This is a genomic window from Corynebacterium sp. LK2590 (assembly GCF_040946105.1).
Classification (GTDB): Bacteria; Actinomycetota; Actinomycetes; order Mycobacteriales; family Mycobacteriaceae; genus Corynebacterium.
The window spans coordinates 414,753-437,871 of sequence record NZ_JAYWMH010000001.1 but is presented as its reverse complement, the minus strand read 5'-3'; the positions used below and the strand labels follow the sequence as shown (position 1 = coordinate 437,871).

General features: G+C 68.4%; 20 protein-coding genes. All 20 read right to left on the bottom strand.

What is annotated here, in order from left to right:
- Nucleotides 1-116: 116 nt before the first annotated feature.
- The 20 genes from yvcK to carB all read right to left on the bottom strand — a co-directional run bounded on the left by yvcK (nucleotide 117) and on the right by carB (nucleotide 23,099).
- Nucleotides 117-1,100 (bottom strand): uridine diphosphate-N-acetylglucosamine-binding protein YvcK, encoded by a 984-nt coding sequence (gene yvcK / locus VVR85_RS02030; RefSeq protein WP_368519288.1) that lies wholly within the window; start codon nucleotides 1,098-1,100, stop codon nucleotides 117-119.
- Between the two features lie 232 nt (nucleotides 1,101-1,332).
- Nucleotides 1,333-2,205, bottom strand: coding sequence for an RNase adapter RapZ (rapZ, locus tag VVR85_RS02025; protein WP_368519287.1), 873 nt, complete (start codon nucleotides 2,203-2,205; stop codon nucleotides 1,333-1,335).
- Nucleotides 2,206-2,252: 47 nt separating this feature from the next.
- The gene (uvrC, locus tag VVR85_RS02020) at nucleotides 2,253-4,319 is read right to left on the bottom strand and encodes an excinuclease ABC subunit UvrC (RefSeq protein ID WP_368519286.1); all 2,067 of its coding nucleotides are present in this window, start codon (nucleotides 4,317-4,319) and stop codon (nucleotides 2,253-2,255) included.
- Nucleotides 4,320-4,327: 8 nt separating this feature from the next.
- Nucleotides 4,328-4,867 carry a PH domain-containing protein gene (locus VVR85_RS02015; RefSeq protein WP_368519285.1) on the bottom strand — a complete coding sequence of 180 codons (540 nt, stop codon included), beginning with the start codon at nucleotides 4,865-4,867 and terminating at the stop codon, nucleotides 4,328-4,330.
- Entirely contained in the window at nucleotides 4,867-5,388 is a 522-nt protein-coding gene (gene ribH, locus VVR85_RS02010; protein WP_368519284.1) for a 6,7-dimethyl-8-ribityllumazine synthase, read from the bottom strand. The genes VVR85_RS02015 and ribH overlap by 1 nt, the downstream gene beginning before the upstream one ends.
- A gap of 105 nt (nucleotides 5,389-5,493) precedes the next feature.
- Entirely contained in the window at nucleotides 5,494-6,780 is a 1,287-nt protein-coding gene (locus tag VVR85_RS02005; RefSeq protein WP_368519283.1) for a bifunctional 3,4-dihydroxy-2-butanone-4-phosphate synthase/GTP cyclohydrolase II, read from the bottom strand.
- A complete protein-coding gene (locus VVR85_RS02000) occupies nucleotides 6,770-7,414 on the bottom strand; it encodes a riboflavin synthase (RefSeq protein WP_368519282.1) in 645 nt (214 codons plus the stop codon). Before VVR85_RS02000 ends, VVR85_RS02005 begins: the two co-directional genes overlap by 11 nt.
- Before the next feature lie 96 nt (nucleotides 7,415-7,510).
- Nucleotides 7,511-8,563: a bifunctional diaminohydroxyphosphoribosylaminopyrimidine deaminase/5-amino-6-(5-phosphoribosylamino)uracil reductase RibD gene (gene ribD, locus VVR85_RS01995; protein ID WP_368519281.1), complete on the bottom strand. Its 1,053-nt coding sequence runs from the start codon at nucleotides 8,561-8,563 to the stop codon at nucleotides 7,511-7,513.
- Between the two features lie 71 nt (nucleotides 8,564-8,634).
- Complete coding sequence (gene rpe, locus VVR85_RS01990) at nucleotides 8,635-9,312, bottom strand: ribulose-phosphate 3-epimerase (RefSeq protein WP_368519280.1); 678 nt, start codon at nucleotides 9,310-9,312, stop codon at nucleotides 8,635-8,637.
- A gap of 10 nt (nucleotides 9,313-9,322) precedes the next feature.
- On the bottom strand, nucleotides 9,323-10,951 hold the full coding sequence (locus VVR85_RS01985) for an RsmB/NOP family class I SAM-dependent RNA methyltransferase (protein ID WP_368519279.1): 1,629 nt from the start codon (nucleotides 10,949-10,951) through the stop codon (nucleotides 9,323-9,325).
- Complete coding sequence (gene fmt / locus VVR85_RS01980) at nucleotides 10,948-11,919, bottom strand: methionyl-tRNA formyltransferase (RefSeq protein WP_368519278.1); 972 nt, start codon at nucleotides 11,917-11,919, stop codon at nucleotides 10,948-10,950. Before fmt ends, VVR85_RS01985 begins: the two co-directional genes overlap by 4 nt.
- A gap of 122 nt (nucleotides 11,920-12,041) precedes the next feature.
- Nucleotides 12,042-12,572, bottom strand: coding sequence for a peptide deformylase (gene def / locus VVR85_RS01975; protein WP_368519277.1), 531 nt, complete (start codon nucleotides 12,570-12,572; stop codon nucleotides 12,042-12,044).
- Between the two features lie 35 nt (nucleotides 12,573-12,607).
- Complete coding sequence (locus tag VVR85_RS01970; RefSeq protein WP_368519276.1) at nucleotides 12,608-14,641, bottom strand: primosomal protein N'; 2,034 nt, start codon at nucleotides 14,639-14,641, stop codon at nucleotides 12,608-12,610.
- Nucleotides 14,642-14,652: 11 nt separating this feature from the next.
- Nucleotides 14,653-15,882 carry a methionine adenosyltransferase gene (gene metK, locus VVR85_RS01965; RefSeq protein WP_368519275.1) on the bottom strand — a complete coding sequence of 410 codons (1,230 nt, stop codon included), beginning with the start codon at nucleotides 15,880-15,882 and terminating at the stop codon, nucleotides 14,653-14,655.
- 122 nt (nucleotides 15,883-16,004) lie between these two features.
- Entirely contained in the window at nucleotides 16,005-17,300 is a 1,296-nt protein-coding gene (gene coaBC, locus VVR85_RS01960; RefSeq protein WP_368519274.1) for a bifunctional phosphopantothenoylcysteine decarboxylase/phosphopantothenate--cysteine ligase CoaBC, read from the bottom strand.
- Between the two features lie 123 nt (nucleotides 17,301-17,423).
- A complete protein-coding gene (gene rpoZ, locus VVR85_RS01955) occupies nucleotides 17,424-17,726 on the bottom strand; it encodes a DNA-directed RNA polymerase subunit omega (RefSeq protein ID WP_070768356.1) in 303 nt (100 codons plus the stop codon).
- 41 nt (nucleotides 17,727-17,767) lie between these two features.
- A complete protein-coding gene (gene gmk, locus VVR85_RS01950; RefSeq protein ID WP_368519273.1) occupies nucleotides 17,768-18,337 on the bottom strand; it encodes a guanylate kinase in 570 nt (189 codons plus the stop codon).
- A 7-nt stretch (nucleotides 18,338-18,344) separates the two neighbouring features.
- Nucleotides 18,345-18,665: an integration host factor, actinobacterial type gene (mihF, locus tag VVR85_RS01945; RefSeq protein WP_070768354.1), complete on the bottom strand. Its 321-nt coding sequence runs from the start codon at nucleotides 18,663-18,665 to the stop codon at nucleotides 18,345-18,347.
- A gap of 239 nt (nucleotides 18,666-18,904) precedes the next feature.
- Nucleotides 18,905-19,774, bottom strand: coding sequence for an orotidine-5'-phosphate decarboxylase (pyrF, locus tag VVR85_RS01940; RefSeq protein WP_368519272.1), 870 nt, complete (start codon nucleotides 19,772-19,774; stop codon nucleotides 18,905-18,907).
- Entirely contained in the window at nucleotides 19,755-23,099 is a 3,345-nt protein-coding gene (carB, locus tag VVR85_RS01935; protein WP_368519271.1) for a carbamoyl-phosphate synthase large subunit, read from the bottom strand. The genes pyrF and carB overlap by 20 nt, the downstream gene beginning before the upstream one ends.
- Between the last annotated feature and the right edge of the window lie 20 nt (nucleotides 23,100-23,119).

The window sequence follows — 23,119 nt, the reverse complement described above, 5'->3', positions numbered from 1 at the left end:
TTATGCCTTCCTGCCCTTTCTATCCTGCGGTGCCAGCTTCCGGCCCGCAGCACCACACCGGTTGTCGTCAGGTAATCGAAATAGAGATGAAAAAATATTAAAACAGACTGCCTATTCTAGCGCCCGGCCTCGAGGAAAGCGGAATGCATCCGGGAAAGCGCAGCGGACAGCTTATCCGGATCGTGGACGCTGGTGGGCTGCCCATTATCGTCCAGCCGGCAGAGATCCGCATATTCGACCGTGGCGCCTAGGGCGCGGGCCGCGCGCTGCAGGTACTCCCGCTCGCTGGGCGCGGTGAGGATCTTCTCCTCCACCAAGATCTTGTCGATCCGCAGGCCCGGGGCGTGCTGAGCCAGGACGTGGAGGTGGCGCTCCGCGGAAAAGCCTTGGGTCTCCCCCGGCTCCGCGGACAGGTTGAGCACCACCACGCGCAGGGCATCGGCGGCGCTGATGGCCTCCATCAGGCGCGGGATGACCACGTGCGGCAGCACGGAGGAAAACCACGAGCCCGGCCCCAGCGTGATGAGGTCGGCCTGGCCGATGGCTTCCAACACCAAGTCGTTGACCTTTGCGTCCTCGGGGATGATCCGCACGCGGCGGACCTGGCCCGGCGTCGAGGCGACGGCCACCTGGCCGCGGACCGAGCGCACCACGCGCGGGTCCTCGTCGAGGCCCGCGACCTCGGCCTCGATTTCCAGCGGCTCGTTGACCACCGGCAGGACCCGGCCGTGCGACTCGGTCAGCTCCGCGACCTTGTCGAGGGCGGCCTGGCTATCGCCCAAAATCTCCGTCAGCCCCGCGATGAGCAGGTTGCCTAGCGCATGTCCGGCCAGCGCCCCGTGCCCGCCGAAACGGTGTTGGAGCGTGGTCGCCCAGAAGCGGCCCTCGTCCTCGCCGTCGGACAGCGCCGCCAGCGCCATGCGCAGATCCCCCGGCGGGATGATCGCCAGCTCGCGGCGCAGGCGCCCGGAGGAGCCGCCGTCGTCGGCCACGGTCACGATTGCGGTCACCTTCGTGGCGCCGGTCTCCTGCGCCGCGAGCAAAGTTTGGTACAAGCCATGCCCGCCGCCCAGGCAGGCTACGTGGAAGGGATTAGACATTGGAAAAGATCCCTGCCGCCTTTCTATGGTCTCATCGCCGGTGGCCGCTGCCCCGGGCCTAAAATCTTCAAGGCCCAGGACACGGGACTTAGCAGCGGGTTGGGCACAGATCGTGCCCGTGCCCGCCCCATCCGGCCCGTCGGCCACCGACTCTGCGGGCGTTTTCGCCCCGGTTCATTGTGGGTGTATTCAGTTCCTTTAAGTTTTCGCTATCCGCGGCGGGCTGTATTTTCTAGTCCCGCTCGATATCTCTGTGCAGGACGCTCACGTCGACCTTGCCCTTCTCGCCGAGCCGGTGGGCGATCTCCTCGGCCACGGCCACGGAGCGGTGGTGCCCGCCGGTGCAGCCGACGCCGACCGTGATGAAGTTCTTGCCCTCGTGGTGGTAACCCGCCAACATGGAATCCAGCATCGCCATGAATCGATCGATGAACTCTTCCGCGCTCGGTTGGGAAAGCACGTAATCAGCCACCGGCGCGTCCGTGCCGCGGTAGGGCCGCAGCTCGTGAACCCAGTACGGGTTCGGGAGGAAGCGCACGTCGACGACCAGGTCCGCGTCGCGCGGCGAGCCGTGCTTGAAGCCGAAAGACTCGACGGTGACGTGCTGCTTCTGGCTGCCCAGCGGCCCGAAGGAGGCCTCGATGGCGCGGCGCAGATCGTGGACCGACAGGTTCGTGGTGTCCAGGATGATATCCGCGCGGGCGCGCACGCTCGCGATGGCGTCGCGCTCCCGCCGGATGCCAATCTTCAGCGTGTCCTCGCCCTGCAGCGGGTGGGTGCGCCGCACGGAGTCGAAACGCCGGATCAGCACGTCGTCCCGGGCATCCATGAACAACACGGTGGGCTGCATGTCCCGCTCGCGCAGCTGGTCGAAGGTCTCCAGCAAGGAACCGGGGAACATCCGGCTGCGCACGTCGGTGACGACGGCGACCTTGTCGACGGGCGAGTCGTCCTGGGCGCACAGCTCCAGCAGCTCCACGATGAGCACCGGGGGCAGGTTGTGCGCGACGAAATAGCCCTTGTCTTCTAAGACCTTGGCCGCCGAGCTGAGCCCGCCGCCGGACATGCCGGTCAGCAGGATGGGAGGGGTGACAAATTGTGCCATGGGGCCATTCTATCTGGTTCGCGGCCGATCCCGGCCCGCCAGGATTCTTAGCGGGCCTGCAGGCCGTCGAAGACGGTCTGGGCCAGCTTCGGGCCGAAGCCCTTGACCTCGGCGATTTCCTCGACGGAGGCCTGCTTGAGCTTCTTGACGGAACCGAAATGCTTGACCAGGTCCTTGCGCCGTTGCGGCCCGAGCCCGGGGATGGAGTCCAGCACCGACGAGCGCATCCGCGCCGAGCGCTGCTGGCGGTGGTAGGTAATCGCAAAGCGGTGGGCCTCGTCGCGGATCTGCTGCAGCAGGTAGAGCGCCTGCGAGTTACGCGGCAGGATCACCGGCTCGTCGTCGCCCGGCACCCAGATTTCCTCCAGGCGCTTCGCCAGCCCCACCAGCACGACGTCGTTAATGCCCAGCTCGTCGAAGACCTCCTGAGCCGCGGCCACCTGCGGCGCGCCGCCGTCGACGATGAACAGCTGCGGCGGGTAGGCGAAACGCCGCCCGGCCTCCGCGGATTCCTCCACGACCTGCTCGTCGGAGAAGGTCTGCTCCTCCGATTCCTCATCCGGGTTGGCCAGCTTATCCACGTGGTGGCGCTTGAAGCGGCGGCGGGTGACCTCCGCAATCGAGCCGACGTCGTCGGAGCGGCCGTCGCCGGCCGCTTCCTTGATGCGGTAACGCCGGTAGTCCGACTTCCGCGGCAGGCCGTCCTCGAAGACCACGAGGGAGGCCACCACGTCGGTGCCCTGGATGTGGGAGATATCCGTGCACTCGATGCGCAGGGGCGCCTGCTCCATGCCCAGGGCTTCCTGGATGTCCTGCAGCGCGGCCGAACGGGCGGTCAGATCGCCCACGCGCTTGAGCTTGTGCTGGCGCAGGGCGTCCTTGGCATTGCGCGCGACCGTTGCCATCAGGGCGCGCTTGTCCCCGCGTTGCGGCACGCGCAGATCCACCCGGGCCCCACGCAGCTCCTCCAGCAGTTGCTTGACCTCCGCGTCCTCGGCCGGCGGACGTTGGACCAGGATCTCCGGCGGGACCACCTTGACCGTGCGGGACTTCGCGTGGGATTCCTGGTCGACGCCGCGCCGCGGCACCCCCAGGTCGATGGCCGCGTCCTCGGCGGCCTCCTGCTTCTCGCGCTCCACGGCGTCGGAATAGAACTGGATGAGGAAGTTCTGGATGAGCGCCGGCAGCGCCGGATCCTCTTGCCCCTCGGCGACCGTCTCGGTGCTGGCCTGGTCGCCGACCTTCTCCACGACCCAGCCGCGCTGGCCGCGGATGCGCCCGTCGCGCACGTGGAAGATCTGCACCGCGGCCTCGAGCTCGTCGGTGTGGAAGGCGATGAGATCGGCGTCCGTGCCGTCGCCGAAGACGACGGCCTGCTGCTCCATGATCTTGTTGATGGCGCCCAGGTCGTCCCGCAGGCGCGCGGCCCGCTCGAATTCCAGGTTGGCCGAGGCCTCTTCCATCTCCTGGGTGAGCTGGCGGGTCACCGGGGCGGTATTGCCGTTCATGAAGGAGACCAGGCGTTTGACGGTGGCGCGGTGCTCGTCCTCGCTGACGCGGCCGATGCACGGGGCATCGCACTTGCCGATATAGCCCAGCAGGCAGGGCCGGCCGAGCGCCTCGTGGCGGTTGAACACGCCCTTGGTGCAGGTGCGCATGGGGAACACGCGGGTGAGCAAGTCCAGGGTCTCGCGCACGGCCCACGCGTGCGAGTAGGGGCCGAAATAGCGCACGCCCTTGCGCCGCGGACCGCGGTAGAAAAACGCGCGGGGGAAGCGCTCGCCCACCGAAACCGCGAGCATCGGGTAGGTCTTGTCGTCGCGGTACATGACGTTGAACCGCGGGTCGAAGCGCTTAATCCAGGTGTATTCGAGCTGGAGGGCCTCCACCTCGCTGGCCACCACGGTCCATTCCACCGACGCCGCGGTCAGCACCATCTGGCGGGTGCGCGGGTGCAGCTGGGTGATGTCCTGGAAGTAGTTGGACAGGCGGGCGCGCAGGTTTTTTGCCTTGCCGACGTAGACGACGCGGCGGTTTTCGTCTCGGAACTTATAGACCCCCGGTTCCGTGGGGATGGTTCCGGGGGCCGGCCGATAGGTAGTTGGATCAGCCACGGCGGCGCCTAATCCTGCGGCATGTAGCGGGCTTCCAGGGCGCGGAACTTGTTGACGGAGTCCATGATGGTGGACTTGTCACCGGCCTGCAGGGCCCACATCGGTACGTATTCGAATTCCGGCAGCTCGAGGCGCGCCATGCGCGCGCCCTCGGGGAAGGACAGGCCGTAGATGACCGCCCACGGGTAGAAGCGGGTGCCCACGATGTTGCGGATCTCTACCCCGTCCTCGTTGGCCCGCACGCGCGGGCGGGTCAGGATGAGCCAGAACAGGATGGACAGCAGCACGCCCACACCAGGGAAGGCGAACTTGTCAATGGTGGTCACGGTCGCGCCCGTGAACTCGATGTCCAGGGTTAGGCCCATGAAGATGTGGACCGCCATGACCACGATGACGACGATGACCGCCAGCTTGCGCAGGTACGGGGACTTGACCTCGAGATCCCACGGCTTGTTGCTGGTCTGGGCGAAGGGATCGATGCGGGTATAGGCCAGCAACTCCTCTTCGGACAGTTGTGGCTTCGCCGGCTTGCCAGTGCTGTCAGTCATCAGTGCTCCACTCCTTTTTCTGCGCCCTCATAGTCTACGTCCGCACTACCGGATTGGTTAATCGCCCGCAGCTTCACAACGGTGTCGAGCGCCGCCACCATGGCCTCGGAACCCTTGTTCTCAGCGGAGCCGGCAAAACCCGCCCGATCGACGGCCTGGTCGTGGTCGTTGACGGTGAGGATGCCGTTGGCCACCGGGGTGGACTCATCCAGCGCGATCCGGGTTAGCCCCTGGGTCACGGAGTCGCAGACATAGTCAAAGTGCGGGGTGCCGCCGCGGATGACGCAGCCGAGCGCCACCACGGCGTCGAAGCGCCGCGCCGCGGCCTGGACAGCCACGGGGATCTCCAGGGCCCCGACGACGCGGAAGCCCTCGGCATGGGCGCCGTTGCGCTCGGCGGCCGCCAGCGCCTCGGCGTGGAGCTGGTCGCAGATATCCGCGTTCCAGGTGGCCGTGATAACGGCGACGGAAATCCCGCGCGCATCGACCGAGTCGATCGCCGACAAGCCTTCCTTACTCATTTCGGTACCTCTTTCCGGTCGGTGGTGTTTCCTGTCGGTGGTGCTGTCTTAGCGGTGGTGCTGTCTTAGCGGTGGTGCTGCGCCGTGCGCGGCAGCTGGTACTGCCTAGGAGGTGACGCCGTGCTCGGCGTCCCAGGCGGCGACCTGCGGCAGGTGGTGCCCCATCCGGTCGCGCTTGGTGCGCAGGTATTTGATGTTGTCCGCGTTCGGCGTGACCTCCAGCGGCTGGTGCTCGCTCACGTCGACGCCGAAGCCGGCCAGGCCCTGGCCCTTGTGCGGGTTGTTGGTCAGCAGGCGGGCCGAGACGATGCCCAGATCCCGCAGGATCTGCCCCGCCACGGAGTACTCGCGGGCGTCTTCCGGCAGGCCCTGTTCCAGGTTCGCGTCCACGGTATCCAAGCCCTGGTCCTGGAGCTGGTAGGCCTGCAGCTTGTGGAGCAAACCAATGCCGCGGCCCTCGTGGCCGCGCAGGTAGATGACCACGCCGCTGCCGGCGCCCTGGATGATCTCCAGGGAGCGGTGCAGCTGCTGGCCGCAGTCGCAGCGCCGGGAGGAGAAGACGTCCCCGGTCAGGCACTCCGAGTGGACGCGCACGGTGACGTTTTCCGCACCGCGCAGCTGCTCTGGGTCGCCGGCGATAAGAGCCACGTGCTCCTGGCCATCCACCGCGTGGCGGTAGCCGATGGCGGTAAAGCGGCCGTAGTCGGTGGGCAGCTGGGTCTCCACGACGCGCTCGACCTGGGACTCGTGGCGGCGGCGCCACTGGATGAGCTGCTCGATGGAGATCATCGCCAGGCCGTGCGCGTCGGCGAAGCGGCGCAGCTCCGGCGAGCGCGCCATGTCCGTCGGATCCTCCTCGGAGACGATCTCGCACAGCACGCCGGCCGGGCGCAGGCCCGCCAGGCGGGCCAGGTCGACCGAGGCCTCCGTGTGGCCCTCGCGCTCCAGCACCCCGCCCGGGCGGGCGGCCAGCGGTACCACGTGGCCGGGGCGGGTGAAGTCCTGCGTGGTGGATTCCGGATCCGCCAGGCGGCGGATGGTCTCGGCGCGGGAGGTGGCGGAAATGCCCGTGGTGCCGGTGGCGGCGTCGACGGTCACGGTGTAGGCGGTGCCGCGCACGTCCTCGTTGCGGGCGACCATGGGCGGCAGGTTCAGCCGGGCGCAGTCGGCCGGCAGCAGCGGGGCGCAGATATAGCCGGAGGAATAGCGCACCATGAAAGCGACCAGCTCCGGGGTGGCCAGCTCGGCGGCGAAGATCAGATCGCCCTCGTTTTCTCGGTCCTCGTTATCGACCACGACGACGGGCTTGCCGGCCGCGATCTCCGCGATGGCGGTCTCCACCGAATCCAGCCGCACGCTACCCGCGGCGGTCTGCTGCTCCTCAACGCTCATAGTGCTCAACCTTAGTCGGGTCGACAGCGCCGCCGGCCTTCGGGTAGGCCAGCATATTTTCCACGTATTTCGCCAGGATATCGACCTCCAGGTTCACTACGTCGCCGGGCGCTAGGTCGCCGTGGGTGGTATCCCGCAGGGTCACCGGGATGAGCGACACCTCGAACCAGTCCTCCCCGCGGGCGCTGACGGTCAGCGAGGTTCCGTTGATGGCGATGGAGCCCTTCTCCACCACGTAGCGCGCCAGCTGCTCCGGCAGTTCGAAGCGCAATACCTCCCAGTGTTCCGAGGGCGTGCGCTCGATAAGCCGGCTCGTGCCGTCGACGTGGCCTTGGACGATATGGCCGCCTAGCCGCGCCGAGGCCGCCAAGGCCCGCTCCAGGTTCACCCGGTCGCCAACGCCGAGCTGGCCCAGCGCGCTGCGGTTCAGGGATTCCTGCATCACGTCCGCGGCAAACCCGGTCCGCTCCGCGTTGAGCTCCGCCACGGTCAGGCACACGCCGTTGACGGCGATCGAATCCCCCAGGCCCGCGTCCTGGACCACGTGCGGGGCGCGAACCCACAGCCGGATGGAATCCCCCAGCTGCTCGAGGGACTCCACTGCCCCAGTCTCTTCAATCAAGCCGGTAAACACTTCTGGTGCGTATCTCCTTCGCGGTTGACCGCCGCCGTATTCGGCGGCGCTCACTGCGTCTGCGTCTTCGTTCGTTCTAAAAGGTATTCAGTTGTGCTAGAGCTTCATGCTCTCCAACGCCGCGTCGCTGGTGACGTATTCCACCAGGACGTCTTCGCCCAGCTGGCGGGTACCCAGGTGGTGGAAGCGCGGGGCGTCCGCCAGGGTGTCGGCCAGCGGGTGGGCCAGGATGCCGAGCCCCTCGCCCAGCAGCACCGGCGAGATATAGGCGTTGATGGCGTCCACGTAGCCGCCGTAGAACAGGGCGCTGGCCAGCCCGGCCCCGCCCTCGACGAGCACGTCGCGCACCCCGTCGTCGTACATCTCCTCCATGGCTTCTTCGAGATCGCCGTACTGGGTATAACCCAGCTCCCGGAGGTTGGTCGACGCCGGGCCCGCGGCGCGCAGATCGCGCTTGCCGATGACCACGCGCCGCGGCTGGTGCTCATAGAGGCTGCCGTCGGCCCGCCGCGCGGTCAGCGAGGGGTTATCCGCGAGAGCCGTGCCGGTGCCGACCACGATCGCGTCGCGGTGGGCGCGGTCGCGGTGGGCGTACTCGCGGGCGGCGGTGCCGGTGATCCACTGGCTGGTCCCGTCGGCCGCGGCGGTGTACCCGTCCAGGGTCTGGGCGAATTTCACGGTCACGTGCGGACGCTTCAGGCGCACCGCGGTCAGCCACGGGATGACAGCGTCCCGGGTGCGCAGGGCGGGCGGCACGTCCCGCTTTTCGACCTCGATGCCATGCTGGCGCAGGGCCTCGGCGCCGCCGGCCGCGCCGGTGGGATCCGCGTGCAGGTAGATAACGCGCGCCACCTGGGCATCGATAAGCGCCTTCGCGCACGGGCCGGTGCGCCCAGTGTGGTTGCACGGCTCCAGGGTCACGACCACGGTGCTGCCGGCCGCGGCCTCGCCCGCCGCGCGCAAGGCCACGACCTCCGCGTGGTCACTGCCGGCCGGCTGCGTGGCTCCCTCGCCGACGATTTCGCCGTTCGCGCCGAGCACGACCGCGCCCACCGGCGGGTTCGGGCTGGTCGTCCCCCGCACGCCGGCGCCTAATTCGATTGCTCGTTCCATGGCGCGCTCGATGCCCGCTGCGAGTCCTTCTGGCATGCGATTCCTTTCCAAAGATTCTGGCTTCCTCGGCCCAGCCCGGCGGCTGTGCGCGCGGTAGGTGGCGGTTGTTAAGAGGCGGTGGCTTGGGTGGCGGCCGAGCGCAGTTCGTCGACGGCCCGGCCCGGGTCGGCGTGCTTGAAGACGGCGGAGCCGGCCACGAAGGCATCCACCCCGGCGGCCGCGGCCTGTGTGATGGTCGTGGCGTCGATGCCACCGTCGATCTCGATGAGGGTCTTCAGGCCGCGCTCGTCGATCGCCGCGCGCAGGGCCCGGGCCTTGTCCAACATCTCCGGCATAAACTTCTGGCCGCCGAAGCCGGGCTCTACGCTCATGACCAGGACCAGGTCGATCTCTTCCAGAATCTCCAGCCAGGGCTCCACCGGTGTCTTCGGCTTGATGGAAATGCCGGCCATAACCCCCTGGCTGCGCAGGTCGCGGGCCAGCTCGACCACGGCGGCCTCGCTCTCCATGGCCTCGACGTGGAAGATCACGCAGTCGGCGCCGGCCTCGATGTAAGTCTGCGCCCACTTCTCGGGGTGCTCGATCATCAGGTGCACGTCCAAGTGCTGGTCGGTCAGGCCGTTAACCGTGGAGGTAATCCCCGGGCCAAAGGACAGGTTGGGAACGAAGTGGCCGTCCATGATGTCGACGTGGATCCAGTCCGCGTTGGAGATGGCGGAGATCTGGTGGCCGAGCCGGGAGAAATCTGCGGCCAGGATGGACGGCGAAATGATCGGTGCTGACATGTCTACTATCCTACGTATCCTTCCGGCGCAGGGCCGCGAAGAACATCGCGTCCGTGCCGTGCCGGTGCGGCCACATCTGGACGGACTTCTCCTCGCCCACGTCGGTCATTGCCTCCGGCAGCAGCGCGTGCGCGTCCTCCTCCACGGCGCCCAGCTGCGCGACGGCCTTGTCCACGATGGAGCGGGTCTCGCGCAGATCCGGCGAGCACGTCGAGTAGATGAGGATGCCGCCCGGGCGGAGCAGCTCCAGCCCGGAGCGCAGCAGCTCGAACTGCAGGCGGCTGAGCTCAGCCAGGTCGGCCTCCTCCTTGCGCCAGCGGGCCTCCGGGCGACGGCGCAGGGCGCCCAGCCCGGAGCAGGGCGCGTCGACGAGCACGCGGTCGTAGCCCGGCTCGAGACCCGGATCGCGGCCGTCCGCCACGTGGACCCGCACCGGCAGGTCCCCGGCGGTGCGGTCGATGAGCTTGGCGCGGTGCTCGCTGACCTCGACGGCGTCCACCTTGGCGCCCTCGATGCGCGCGAGCGCGCCCATCAGCGCCGCCTTGCCGCCCGGGCCGGCGCACAGGTCCAGCCAGCGGCCGTGGTCCTCGCCGCTGACCTCGGCTTCGACGACGGCCCGGGCGATGAGCTGGGAGCCCTCGTCCTGGACGGCGGCCATGCGCTCCTTGACCGGCTCCAGGTCCGCCGGGTCGCCGTGCTCCAAGTAGACCGCACAGGGCGAGTAGCGCCCCTGCTCGCAGCCGGTCATCAGCGCGAGTTCCTCGGCGGTGATCTCGCCGGGGCGCGCCACCAGGTGCACCATGGGCCGCTCGGAGTCCGCGGCCAGCGCGGCGGGCAGTTCCTCGCGGCCGACCACGCGGGCGAAGGAACGGGCGATCCACTCCGGGTGGGCGTGCTCGAAGGCCAGGCGGGCGACCTCATCGTCCGGGGCCAGCAGGTTGATCCAGTCCTCGCGGCTGCGGCGGGTAACCGATCGCATGATGCCGTTGGCAAAGCCCTTGGCCTTGGTCTCCCCGGCCGCCTCGACCAGACGCACGGTGGTATCCACGGCGGCGTGATCCTCGACCCGGGTGTAGAGCACCTGGTAGACGCCCATCCGCAGGGCGTCCAGCACGGCCGGCGCAATGGCCGACAGCTCGCGGCTCGAGCACCGCGCGATGACCGCGTCCACCACGCCCTCGGCGCGCAGGGTGCCGTAGGCGATCTCGGTGGCGAAGGCCGCGTCGCGGCCGCGGAGGTTGTGCTCCCGCAGCGCCCGCGGCAGGATGAGGTTGGCGAAAGCGCCCTCCTGGTGCACGCGCTGCAGGCTCTCCAGCGCCACCGCGCGCGGCAAGTCCAGGCCGGCCTGCTTCGCCGCCTGTGCCAGGGAGGCCGCCTGCGCGCGCTCGTTCAGGCGCTGCCCGGTGCTGTTGGAGCGCCCGGGACGACGGGACGAACCGGCGTTGGCGCCCCCGCGCCCCTGCCGGTGGCCGCGGTTGTCTCGGTTATCGCGGAAGTTCTTCCCGCCGCGGGAATTGCGCCCGCCGCCGCGACCGTTACGCCCGCGGCCGTTGCCGTCACGACTCTGGCCGGCTCCCTGGGCGGGCTTGTCCTTCGGCTTGTCTCCCGACTTGGAGCGGGAACGGAAACCACCGCTCATTCGAAGACCACCTTTCCATCGTTCTGGTTCAGGCCCCGGGCCCAGGCCGCGGCCTCCATCATCTTCTTGCCCGGCGGCTGGATGTTACCCAGCTGCACCACGCCGTTGCCGGTGCCGACGAAGACAGCGTCCTTGGCCACGTGCAGCTCGCCCGGCTGCAGCTGTTCCAGCTGTTCACTGTCCGGGCGGGCCTCACCGTCTAGGCGGACAGGCGTCAACGGGCCCAGCTTGACGCGCTTGTCGCCCCACAGCGTCCACGCGCCCGGGGCCGGGGTGTGGGCGCGCACGGTGCGGTCGATGGCAAAGGCCGGGTCCTGCCAGCGGATGCGGGCATCGTCCTTGGAGATCTTGGCGGCGTAGGTCGCCTCCCCCTCCTGGGCGCGCGGCGCGGCCTTACCGCTTTCCAACAGGTCCATCGTGGCCACCAGCAGGTCGCCGCCGGTATAAGCCAGCCGGGTCAGCAAATCGTCGGCGGTGTCGGTGGGCTGGATCTCCTCCGTGACGGTGCCGAGGATCTCGCCGGTATCCAGGCCCTCGTCGATCCGGAAGGTGGTCGCCCCCGTGATGTCGTCGCCGGCGGCGATGGCGGCCTGGACGGGTGCCGCACCCCGCCAGGCGGGTAGGAGGGAAAAGTGCAGGTTGACCCAGCCGTGCGGGGCCACGCCCAGCAGGTCCGGGGTGATCAGGTTGCCGTAGGCCACGACCGGGATGGCCGCGGGCGCCAGCTCGATGAGCCGGCGGCGCAGCTCCTGGCCGTCCTCGGTGCCCGGCTTCAGGGTCGTGGGCGTGAGCACCTCAATGCCGTGGCTTTCCGCGCAGGCTTTGACCGGGCTGGGGTGCAGGCTCCGCCCGCGCCCGCGGCGCGCGTCCGGCCGCGTGATGACGGCTACGACCTCGTGCTCCGATGCAATGAGCTTTTCTAAGGCAACCACTGCCGGCTCCGGTGTCCCGGCAAAAACAATTCGCATGACGGTTAGGCCCTCGTCCTTCCCAATTGACCTCTCGCTCCCCGCTTCCCGCGGGCTGACCGGGCGCCCCGGCTAACCTTCGCGTTTGGCGTTGTCTCCCTCATGATACGGACTGGTACCTCCTAACGGTTAAACCAGTCCGCGGAGCGGATGGTAGCCATTGCTTCCCGGCGATCCTCGGTGCTCAGGTGCGCCAGGAACAGCACCCCATCCAGGTGATCCGACTCGTGTTGAATGCAGCGCGCCAGGAGCCCGCCGGCGAGCAGGCACACCGGCCGGCCCCACTCGTCGAAGCCGCGGACCACGATCCGCTCGTGCCGCGGCACGGTGCCGGGCACCCCGGGGATCGACAGGCAGCCTTCCCCCCCGGCCACCAGGGGTGCGGCCTCCCCGTCGGCGCCGCGGCCCACCGGGGTCCAGGAGGGATTGACCAGTACGCCGCGCCGGCGCGCGCCGCCGTCCGGGCAGTCGTAGACGAAGACCCGCTGGGTCACGCCCACCTGGTTGGCGGCCAGCCCGACCCCGCCGGCGTCGTCCATGGTCTCGAGCATGTCCCGGGCCAGGGTGCGCAGCCCCGGGCCGAAGGAGGTCACCGCGTCCGCTGCGGTGTTGAGCACGGGATCGCCGAACAGGCGAATCGGTCGCAATGTCATGGTCGCTGTTCCTTTCTGGCGGCTGGCGCGCCGCCTTAGCCGATATGGATCGGATCTACCTGAATGCGCAGGGGCGCGTCGTCCTTGCGGGAAGTGCGCGCCGCGTTCGCCTGCCGCAGGGCGCGGCCGAGCTCGGAGCGCGGACCCAGCGGGGTGCGCACGAGGACCCGCTGGGGCGGGCCGAGGCGCTGCTCGTCGTAGTCGCCGGGCAGCTTCAGCCCCGGCGGCAGCGGCACCGGGCCGAGGATCTCCGCGTTGGCGGGCAGCTCCGCTAGCTCCAGGAAGCCGTCCAAGGCCGCGTCCGGGCCGTCGACGGCGGCCATGTGCACCGCCGGCGGGAAGCGCACCTCGCGCCGGCTGGACAGCTCCGCGTGCGCGGCCGCCGCGAAGTCCCATTCGGCCAAATACCGCACCAGCGGCAGGTCCGGGTCGGCGGCGACGATGACCTCGCCGCCCTGGCGCGCCGGGGCGGCCAGGCGGGCGGCCCGGGCCCATTTGGCCAAGGTATCCTCGCCGGCACGCAAGTCCTGGCGGTTGAGCAGCGCGCCCGTGTCCATCAAGATGACCGCCCCATAGGCGCCGCCACGCACGGGTGGCTCCGCCCCGGGGGTCGCGACCACCAGCTGCGCGGCGTCTTCGATGTCCTCGATGACGCGGTTGCCGCCGGAGACCTTGACGCGTACCGAGGGGAAGGCGCGGCCGAACTCCTCGGCGGTGCGCTCCTGCCCCAGCACGATGGCGCGCAGCCGCGGCGAGCCGCACTCGCTGCAGCGGTGATGGGCGGCTATCCGCCCGCACCACCGGCACGTCGGGGCGGAGGCCTGCCCCGCGGCGCCGGGACCTTCCTCCGGCGGCAGGCCGATGGGCCCGTTGCAGTGGCGGCAGCGGGCCGGCGCGCGGCAATTCCCGCAGGCCAGGATGGGCATGTACCCGGCCCGCGGGGACTGCACCAGGACGGGCTCGCCGCGGTCCAGCGCGCGGGCCATCGCCTGGAAGGCCGGCCCCTGCAGCCGGGTGGTCCCGCCCTCGGTATTGCGGGATAGGTCGATGCCGTAGGTGCCGACGGGCAGCACCGCGGGCATCCGGGCGCGCAGGGTGGCCGGGGCCGGTACGAGATCGTGCATCCAACCGGACTCTACCAGCAGCTGGGCCTCCGCGGTGCGGGAGAAGCCGGAGATGATCAGCGAGGCGGACTCCTGGGCGGCGCGCGTGCTCAAAACCTCGCGGGCGTGGACGTAGGGCTTGACGTTGTCGACCAGGTTGTCGTTGCCGTCGTCGACCACCACAGCCAACCGCAGTCCCTTGACCGGGGCGAAGGCGGCCGAACGGGTGCCCAGCACGATCCGGGCCTGCCCCTTTACCGCGGAGAGAAAACGCCGGTAGCGCGCCTGCGGGCCCAGGCTGTTGGACAGCACGGTGATCTGCTTGGCCGAGACGTAGTCGCGCAGGCTTTCTTCCAGCTCGTCGAGCTGGCGCTGGGTAGGCACGACCAGCAGCACCGCGCCGCCGTCGATGGCGACCTTGGCGCTCAAGGCCGCCAGCGGGCGGTGCCAATCGTTACCAGGGGCCATCTGCCAGGCCGCGCGGGCGGGGTTGCCGCTTAAGACGTAGTCGACGAAGGACTGCCCGTGGACGTAGCCGGCCCAATCGGACAGGTCCGGTTCCGTGGTGGAACCGAGCTCCTCCCAGGGCGTGGAGAAGTCCGCCTCTTCGGCCTTGGCGTGCCGCGGCGGCAGGGCCGAGCGGATGATGTCAGAGCGCACCCCGCCGTAGCGGTCCGCGAGGGATTCGACCAGCGCGGCCAGCTGCGGCGGGTAGACCACGAAGTCCGAAATGACCCGCTCGATAAAGCGCAGCTCGCCGCTAAATTCCGGGCTCGGCTCGCGGCTGAGCACGAGGGCGTCGCACAGGCGGCCGGCGAAGCGGATGCGCACGCGCACCCCGGGCTGGGCGGCCTCCGAGTCGGCCTCGCTGACGCAATAGTCGAAGCCGCGGTCCAGGTGGGAGATGCCCAATAAAGGCAACACCCGCGCCACCGGTTTGGTGGCAGCGGGTGTCTTGGGAGGCATAGGCCCCGATTCTACAGCCCGGCGGCGGCGCGCAAGGCGGCGGCCCGCTCGGTCGACTCCCAGGGCAGGTCAACATCCGTGCGCCCGAAGTGACCGTAGGCGGCCGTCTGGCGGTAGATGGGACGCAGCAGGTCCAGGTCACGGATGATGGCGGCCGGACGCAGGTCGAAGACCTCGTTGACGGCGGCCTGGATGGCGGCGTCGGTCAGCTCGCCGTGGGCGGTGCCGAAGGTCTCCACGTACAGGCCCACGGGCTTGGCGCGGCCGATGGCGTAGGCCACCTGCACCTCGGCCTTGTCAGCCAGACCGGCCGCGACGATATTCTTGGCCACCCAGCGCATGGCGTAAGCCGCCGAGCGGTCGACCTTCGACGGGTCCTTGCCGGAGAAGGCGCCGCCGCCGTGGCGGGCCATGCCGCCGTAGGTGTCGACGATGATCTTGCGGCCGGTCAGGCCGGCATCCCCCATCGGTCCGCCCAGGATAAACGAGCCAGACGGGTTGACCAGCAGCGTGGTGCGCTCCGAGTCGTAGAAATGGGCCAGGCCGGCGTCCTTGATGACCCACTCGACCACGTGGGTACGCAGCTGCTCGGCCAGCTGCTCCTGGGTGATTTCCTCATCGTGCTGGGTGGAAATGACGATGGTGTCCAGGTACTTCGGGTTGCCGGCGTCGTCGTAAGCGAAGGTGACCTGGGTCTTGCCGTCCGGGCGCAGGTGGTCGACGATGCCCTCCTTGCGGACCTGGGTCAGGCGGCGGGCCAAGCGGTGGGCCAGGGCGATGGGCAGCGGCATGTACTCGTCGGTCTCGTTGGTGGCGTAGCCGAACATCAGGCCCTGGTCGCCGGCGCCGGCCTGGTCGTCGGCCTCGAATTCGTCGCCGGAGCGGACCTCGGTGGACGAGTCAACGCCGGCGCCGATTTCGGCGGACTGCTCGCCGATGGCGACGTTGACGCCGCAGGTATTCCCGTCAAAGCCAACGTCGGAGGAGGTAAAACCGATTTCAGTGAGGGTGGAGCGCACCAGCTGCGGGATTTCCACGTAAGTGGAGGTGCGCACCTCCCCGACCACGTGGACCTGGCCGGTGGTGACCAGGGTTTCGACGGCTACGCGCGCATGCGGATCCCCGTCCAGCATGGCGTCCAAGATGGCGTCGGAAATGGCATCGCAGATCTTGTCTGGGTGACCTTCGGTTACAGACTCGCTGGTAAATAGGCGGGTCGCCGGGGTGGCGTTTTCTGACACGTATTTATCCTTTTCTACGAACTACATTCTCCAGCTCGACTGACGCATCAAGCTTTAACAATCCCCCACCATAGACCAAGCAGTCTATAAGGGCAACCTAGTCTGTCTACGGGTTACTAAGCTCACGCCTCATTCGCGGTGGTCCTAACCCGGTCGACCGCGGCCAGGATCTGCGCCGCGACGACCTGTTTTGTCCCGCGCTCGACTACCTCGGGCGGGGCGCCGGGGGTTAACAACCAGCCCTGGTTGTCTAGCTGACCAAAAACCTTGCCGCGCCCGACTTCGTTGGCCATGAGGACGTCGCAGCCCTTGCGCTCCAACTTGGCCTGCGCCAGCTCCACGGCGGTGTGGTTTTCGTCGCCGGTCTCTGCCGCGAAGCCGACCAGCACCTGGTGGGCCGGTAACTTGCCGGCGGCGCGCTTTTCCACCAATGTCTTTAGGATATCCGGGTTTTCTACCAGTTCGAGGCGGGACAGGTTCGCGTCGTCCGCGCCCTTTTTCATCTTGGAGCCGGCCACGGTGGCCGGGCGGTAATCGGCCACGGCCGCGGACATGATGACCACGTCGGCGTCCGCGGATTCGGCCTCCATGGCTTCCAGCATGTCCCGCGTCGAGGTCACCCGCACCACGCGGGCGCCGGCCGGGACCGGCAAGTCCTCTACGTTGCCGGCCACGAGGATGACCTCGGCGCCGCGCTGGCTGGCCAGCTCGGCCAGGGCGAAGCCTTGGCGGCCGGAGGAACGGTTGCCCAGGTAGCGCACCGGGTCGAGGTCTTCCTGTGTGCCGCCGGCGGAGATAACCACCTTCATCCCCTGCCAGTCGGCCTGCGGCGGCCAGCCGGCCAGGGTCGTGCGGGCCAGCTCGGCGATTTGCGCGGGCTCCAGCAGGCGGCCGGCACCCGAGTCGGCGCCGGTCAGCCGGCCGTGCGCCGGGTAGAGCACCGTCATGCCGCGGCGGCGCAGGGAGGCCACGTTGTCCTGGGTGGCCGGGTTGTTCCACATCTCCGTGTGCATGGCGGGAGCCACGATCACCGGGCAGGTCGCTACCAAAACGGACGCGGTGAGCAGATCGTCGGCGCGCCCGGCGGCCAGCCGCGCGATCAGATCCGCGGTGGCCGGGGCGATAACGATGGCGTCGGCTTGCTGGCCAAGTGCGACGTGCTGCACCTCGTCGACAGCCGTAAAGACCGAGGTGTCCACCGGGTGGCCAGACAGGGCCTCGAAAGTCGCGGCACCCACGAATTTCAGCGCGTTCGGGGTCGGGATGACCCGCACGTCCGCGCCGTTTTCCTTCAGGTCGCGCACGAGGTGGCAGGCCTTGTAGGCGGCGATGCCCCCGGCCACGCCCACCAGGATGCGGGGAGTTTCTTCCGCCGGCTGGCGCGCTGCTTGCTGCTCTTGTCGGTTCTGCTCAGTCACAGCACCTCATTATACGCACCCGGCCCGCTCCCCCGGCGTTGTCTCGTGCACTGGGCACACAAAAACCTCCCGGCGGGGCGGGATGCCCAGTCCGGGAGGTGTGCTGCGCGGAACGCGAGTGGCTTAGTTGCCTTCCTCGTGGTCCAGCAGGCCCGCGTCGATCTCACGCAGGGCGATGGACAGCGGCTTTTCGCCGGCTTCCGGGGTGACCAGCGGGCCGACGAACTCGAACACGCTATCACCGTGGTTCTGGTAGTAGCTGTTGATCTGGCGAGCACGCTTGGCGGCGAAAATCACCAGGGCGTACTTGGAAGATACCTTGTCCAGCAGCTCATCGATCGGCGGAGCGGTGATGCCCTCGGGGGCGTCGAAGACCGGCTCGGCCTTTACTGCCTCAGCGGTGTCATTGGTGGTCACGTTAGTCACATGCACCTTTTCGTTGAATTGCGGATACTTGAATACTGACTCTAACCTTGCAGGATAGCACTGATGGCGGCGACCGCCTCTTCCAAGTCCTCGTTGACCACCACGTGGTCGAACTCGTCTTGGGCTGCTAGCTCCTGCCGCGCGGTTTCCAGCCTACGCTCGATAACGTCCTGCGGTTCCGTACCCCGGCCGGTCAGGCGGTCTACCAGGGTATCCCACGACGGGGGCGCCAGGAAGACCAGCTGTGCCTCGGGCAGCGCCTGTTTGACGGCGCGGGCACCGGCCAGATCAACTTCGACCAAGACCGGCCGGCCTTCGGCCATCGCGTCCTTGACGGGCTGCGCTGGCGTACCCGACCGCTGGAGCCCGCCGTGGATCTCTGCCCACTCGAGCATCTCGCCGGAGTCGATACGTTCTTGGAACTGCTCCGGGGTGACGAAGAAATAGTCAACCCCGTCTTGCTCACCAGGACGGGGTTGGCGCGTCGTCATGGACACGCTGAAGTACAGCCCGTCCACTCCGGTGCGTAGGCGCGAAACCACCGTGGATTTACCCACTGCGGACGGCCCAGCCAGTACCACTAGCCGCCCGCGTTTGGTTGCACCAGACATGACGGACTTAGGAGGAGTAGCCGAAGCGCTCCAGCAGGGCGCGACGCTGGCGCTCACCCAGGCCGCGCAGGCGGCGGGTCTGAGCAATCTCCAGGTCTTCCATGATTTCCTTAGCCTTGACCTTGCCCACCTTCGGCAGTGCTTCCAGGAGAGCGGAGACCTTGGTCTTGCCAATGATCTCGTCGCTTTCTGCCTTGTCCAGAACTTCCTTCAGGTTGGTAGCGCCGCGCTTCAGATCAGCCTTCAGCTCAGCGCGAGCCTTGCGGGCCTCAGCAGCCTTAGCGAGGGCTTCCTTACGCTGCTCATCGGTCAACTTTGGAAGGGCCACAGGGTTTCCTCCGATTCGTTAGATTGATTTTGACGTCCAGTACATGAATACCAGATTCCGAAGCTAGTACCAGCGCATTACACGCAGGCACCCGCTCCGACTTCTGGCAATCCTAGCACTGCTAGTAAAACGATGACGTTACCGGGCTTGGTGTCGCGCACCGTTTCAGCACGTCATCGAGGTGCGGTTACTAAAATACCAGGTTAGGCCCGGGGCCGATAATCGGCCCGAGGCGCGTGCTAATCCCGGAAGTCCGCGGCTACCGTTTCCACGGCTTTGCGCAGGTCATCCACCTTCGGCCCGCGCTCCAGGATGGCGCGCGAGACGTTGGCGAAGCCCAGTTCGCTGCGCCCGGCCACGATCGCGTGGACCTCATCGGGGCCGGCGCCCTGGGCGCCCACGCCCGGCAGCAAGACCGGCCCATTGAGCTGGTCCAACTCCGGCGGGCTGTCCAGGGTCGCCCCGACCACCACGCCGATATCCCCGACCTGGCCGGGGCGGGTGGCCGCGTTGCGCTCGGCGCAGAGATCCACCACCGACTGGGCTACGGTGCGGTCGCTTTCCGGCTCCCGGAACCCCTGCAGGCGGCGGGCCTCCGGGTTGGAGGTAGCCGCCAGCACGAAGATGCCGCGGCCGGTGGCCTGGGCCGCCGCAAAAGCCGGCTCCAGGGCGCCCACGCCCAGGTAGGGGCTCAGCGTGACCGCGTCGGCCCGCAGGGGCGCCTCCTCGCCCATCCAGGCCTCGGCGTAGCCGGCCATGGTGGAGCCGATGTCGCCGCGCTTGGCGTCCGCCACGCTCAGGCAGCCGGCCTCCCGCAGGTTGGCCAGGCTCTCTTCCAGGGCCGCTAGGCCCGCGGAGCCGAAGCGCTCGTAGAAAGCCACCTGGGGCTTGACCAGTGCGGCCACCGGCGCGAAGGCCTCCACGCAGCGGCGGCTGAACTCCCGCACGCCCGCGGCGTTTACGCCCAGCCCCCACTGCTCGAGCAGGTACGGGTGCGGGTCGATGCCGACGCACAGCCGGCCGCGCTCCTGGCCGGCGGCGACCAGCCGCTCGCCGAAGCCCGGCGTGGTGCTCCCGGGCTGCTGCTGGCTAGTTGTTGACTGGGGCATGCTTGAGCTCCTGCAGGGCGCGTACCTCGAAGTTGCCCTGTCGCTGCGCCTCGAGCGCCTGGACGCCGGCGGTCACGCCCTGGACGGTGTTAATCAGCGGCACGTCCACCTCGACGGCGGCGGCGCGGATCTCGTAGCCGTCGTGGCGGGAGCCGGAGGAACCGGCCGGGGTGTTGATGATGAGGTCGACCTCGCCGTCCAGGATACGGTCGACGATGGACTTGCCCTCTGCCCCGCCGCGGATGTCCGAGGACTTGAGCACGGACTCGCACTCGATGCCGTTGCGGCGCAGGATGGAGGCGGTCCCGGCGGTGGCCAGGATCTTGTACCCCATCGTCGACAGGCGGTGGATCGGGAAGATGAGCGTGCGCTTGTCGCGGTTGGCCACGGAGACGAAGACCGAGCCTTCCTTCGGCAGCTTGGCGAAGCCGGCGGTCTCCGCCTTGAAGTAGGCGGCGCCGAAGTTGTCGGCCAGGCCCATGACCTCGCCGGTGGACTTCATCTCCGGAGAGAGCAGGGTGTCCAGCATGGAACCGTCCGGGCGGCGGAAACGGTTGAAAGGCAAGACTGCTTCCTTGACCGCGAGCGGGTGCTCCATCGGCAGCGCGCCGCCGTCGTAGCTTTCCGGCAGCATGCCCTCGGCGCGCAGTTCGGCGATGGTCGCGCCCATCATGATGCGGGCGGCAGCCTTCGCCAGCTGCACGCCGGTCGCCTTGGAGACAAACGGGACCGTGCGGGAGGCGCGCGGGTTGGCCTCGATGATGTAGAGCACGTTGTCCTTGAGCGCGTACTGGACGTTCATCAGGCCCTTGACCCCGATGCCCTCGGCGAGCTTGCGGGTCGATTCGCGGACCTTCTCGATGTCCTGCGGCCCCAGGGTCATCGGCGGCAGCGAGCAGGAGGAGTCGCCGGAGTGGATGCCGGCTTCCTCGATGTGCTCCATGACGCCGCCCAGGTAGACCTCCTCGCCGTCGCACAGGGCGTCGACGTCAATCTCGATGGCCGAGTCCAGGAAGCGGTCCACCAGCACCGGGTGGTCCTCGCTGAGCTCGGTGGCGCGCTCGATGTAGGACTCCAGGGAGGGCTCGTCGTAGACGATCTCCATGCCGCGCCCACCCAGCACGTAGGACGGGCGCACCAGTACCGGGTAGCCGATGTTGGCGGCGACCTCGCGGGCCTCCGCAAAGCTGGTGGCGGTGCCGAACTCCGGGGCCGGCAGCTCGGCGGCGGCCAGCACCTTGCCGAATTCGCCGCGGTCCTCGGCCAGGTTGATGGCCTCCGGGGTAGTACCCACGACCGGCACCCCGGCCTCGGCCAGACGCTCGGCCAGGCCCAGCGGGGTCTGGCCGCCGAGCTGGACGATGACGCCGGCGACGGTGCCGGAGACGGACTCGGCGTGGTAGATCTCCATGACGTCCTCGAACGTCAGCGGCTCGAAGTAGAGGCGGTCGGCGGTGTCGTAGTCCGTGGAGACGGTTTCCGGGTTGCAGTTGACCATGACGGTCTCGTAGCCCTGGCGCGACAGCTCCACCGCGGCGTGCACGCAGGAGTAGTCGAACTCGATGCCCTGGCCAATGCGGTTCGGGCCGGAGCCCAGGATGATGACCTTCTCGCGCTCGCGCTGCTCGGCGACCTCGGACTCGGCGTCCGGGTCCAGCTCGTAGGCCGAGTAGTGGTACGGGGTCTGGGCCTCGAACTCGCCGGCGCAGGTATCCACGGTCTTGTAGACCGGGCGAATGCCCAGCGACCAGCGCAGGGAGCGCACGCCGTCCTCGCCGGCGAACTCGGTGCGCAGCGCGGCGATCTGGGCATCGGACAGGCCCAGGTACTTGGCCTCGTGCAGCAGGTCGGCGTCCAGGACCGGGGCCTCCAGCAGCTTAGTGCGGAAGCTGACCAGGGCTTGCAGCTCGGCCAGGAACCACGGGTCGATGCCGGAGGCCTCGTGGACCTCGTCGACGGTAGCGCCCAGGCGCAGGGCCAGCTCGGCGTCGTACATGCGACCCTCGGTCGGGGTGCGCAGGTCCTCCAGGACGGCGTCCTTGTCCGTGGCGCGCTCGCCGGCGAAGAACTCGTCGTCGGTGGTCCAGAAGCCCGCGGGCTTGTTCTCCAGCGAGCGCATGACCTTGTTCAGGCCGGCGATGTAGTTGCGGCCGATACCCATGGCCTCGCCCACCGACTTCATGGTGGTGGTCAGGGTGTCGTCGGCGCCCGGGAACTTCTCGAAGGCAAAGCGCGGGGCCTTGACGATGACGTAGTCCAGGGTTGGCTCGAAGGCCGCCGGGGTCACGCCGGTGATGTCGTTGGTGACCTCGTCCAGGGTGTAGCCGATGGCCAGCTTCGCGGCCAACTTCGCGATCGGGAAACCGGTGGCCTTCGACGCCAGCGCGGAGGAACGGGACACGCGCGGGTTCATCTCGATGACGATGATGCGGCCGTCCTCCGGGTTCACGGCGAACTGGATGTTGCAGCCGCCGGTGTCCACGCCCACGGCGCGGATGATGGAGATACCCAGGTCGCGCATCTTCTGGTACTCGCGGTCGGTCAGGGTCAGCGCCGGGGCCACGGTGACCGAATCGCCGGTGTGCACGCCCAGGGCGTCGACGTTTTCAATGGAGGCGATGACCACGACGTTGTCGTCGCCGTCGCGCATGAGCTCGAGCTCGAATTCCTTCCAGCCGAGGATGGACTCCTCGATGAGCACGTTGGCCTCCGGGGAGGCGGCCAGGCCGCCGCCGGCGATGCGATCCAGGTCCTCGTAGCTAAAGGCCAGGCCGGAGCCGAGGCCGCCCATGGTAAACGAGGGGCGGACGACGACCGGCAGGCCCAGCTTCTCGACGGTGGCGTGGACCTCGTCCATGTTGTAGCAGACCGCCGAGCGGGCGGACTCGCCGCCGACGGAGGCCACGATGTCCTTGAACTTCTGGCGGTCCTCGCCTCGCTCGATGGCGTCGATGTCGGCGCCGATGAGCTCGATGTCGTATTTGTCCAGGATGCCCAGGCGATCCAGCTGGATGGCGGCGTTCAGGGCGGTCTGGCCGCCCAGGGTGGCCAGCACGGCGTCGATGCGGTGGCCCTCCTCGATCTCCTTGACGAAGATCTTCTCGATGAACTCCGGCTCGATGGGCTCGACGTAGGTGTGGTCGGCGAATTCCGGGTCCGTCATGATGGTGGCCGGGTTGGAGTTGACCAGGGTTACCCGCAGGCCTTCCTCCTTGAGCACGCGGCAGGCCTGGGTGCCGGAGTAGTCGAACTCGCAGGCTTGGCCGATGACGATGGGTCCGGAGCCAATGACCAGGACGTGGTTAATATCGTTGCGCTTTGGCATGGTCTCTTTGCTATCCTTCC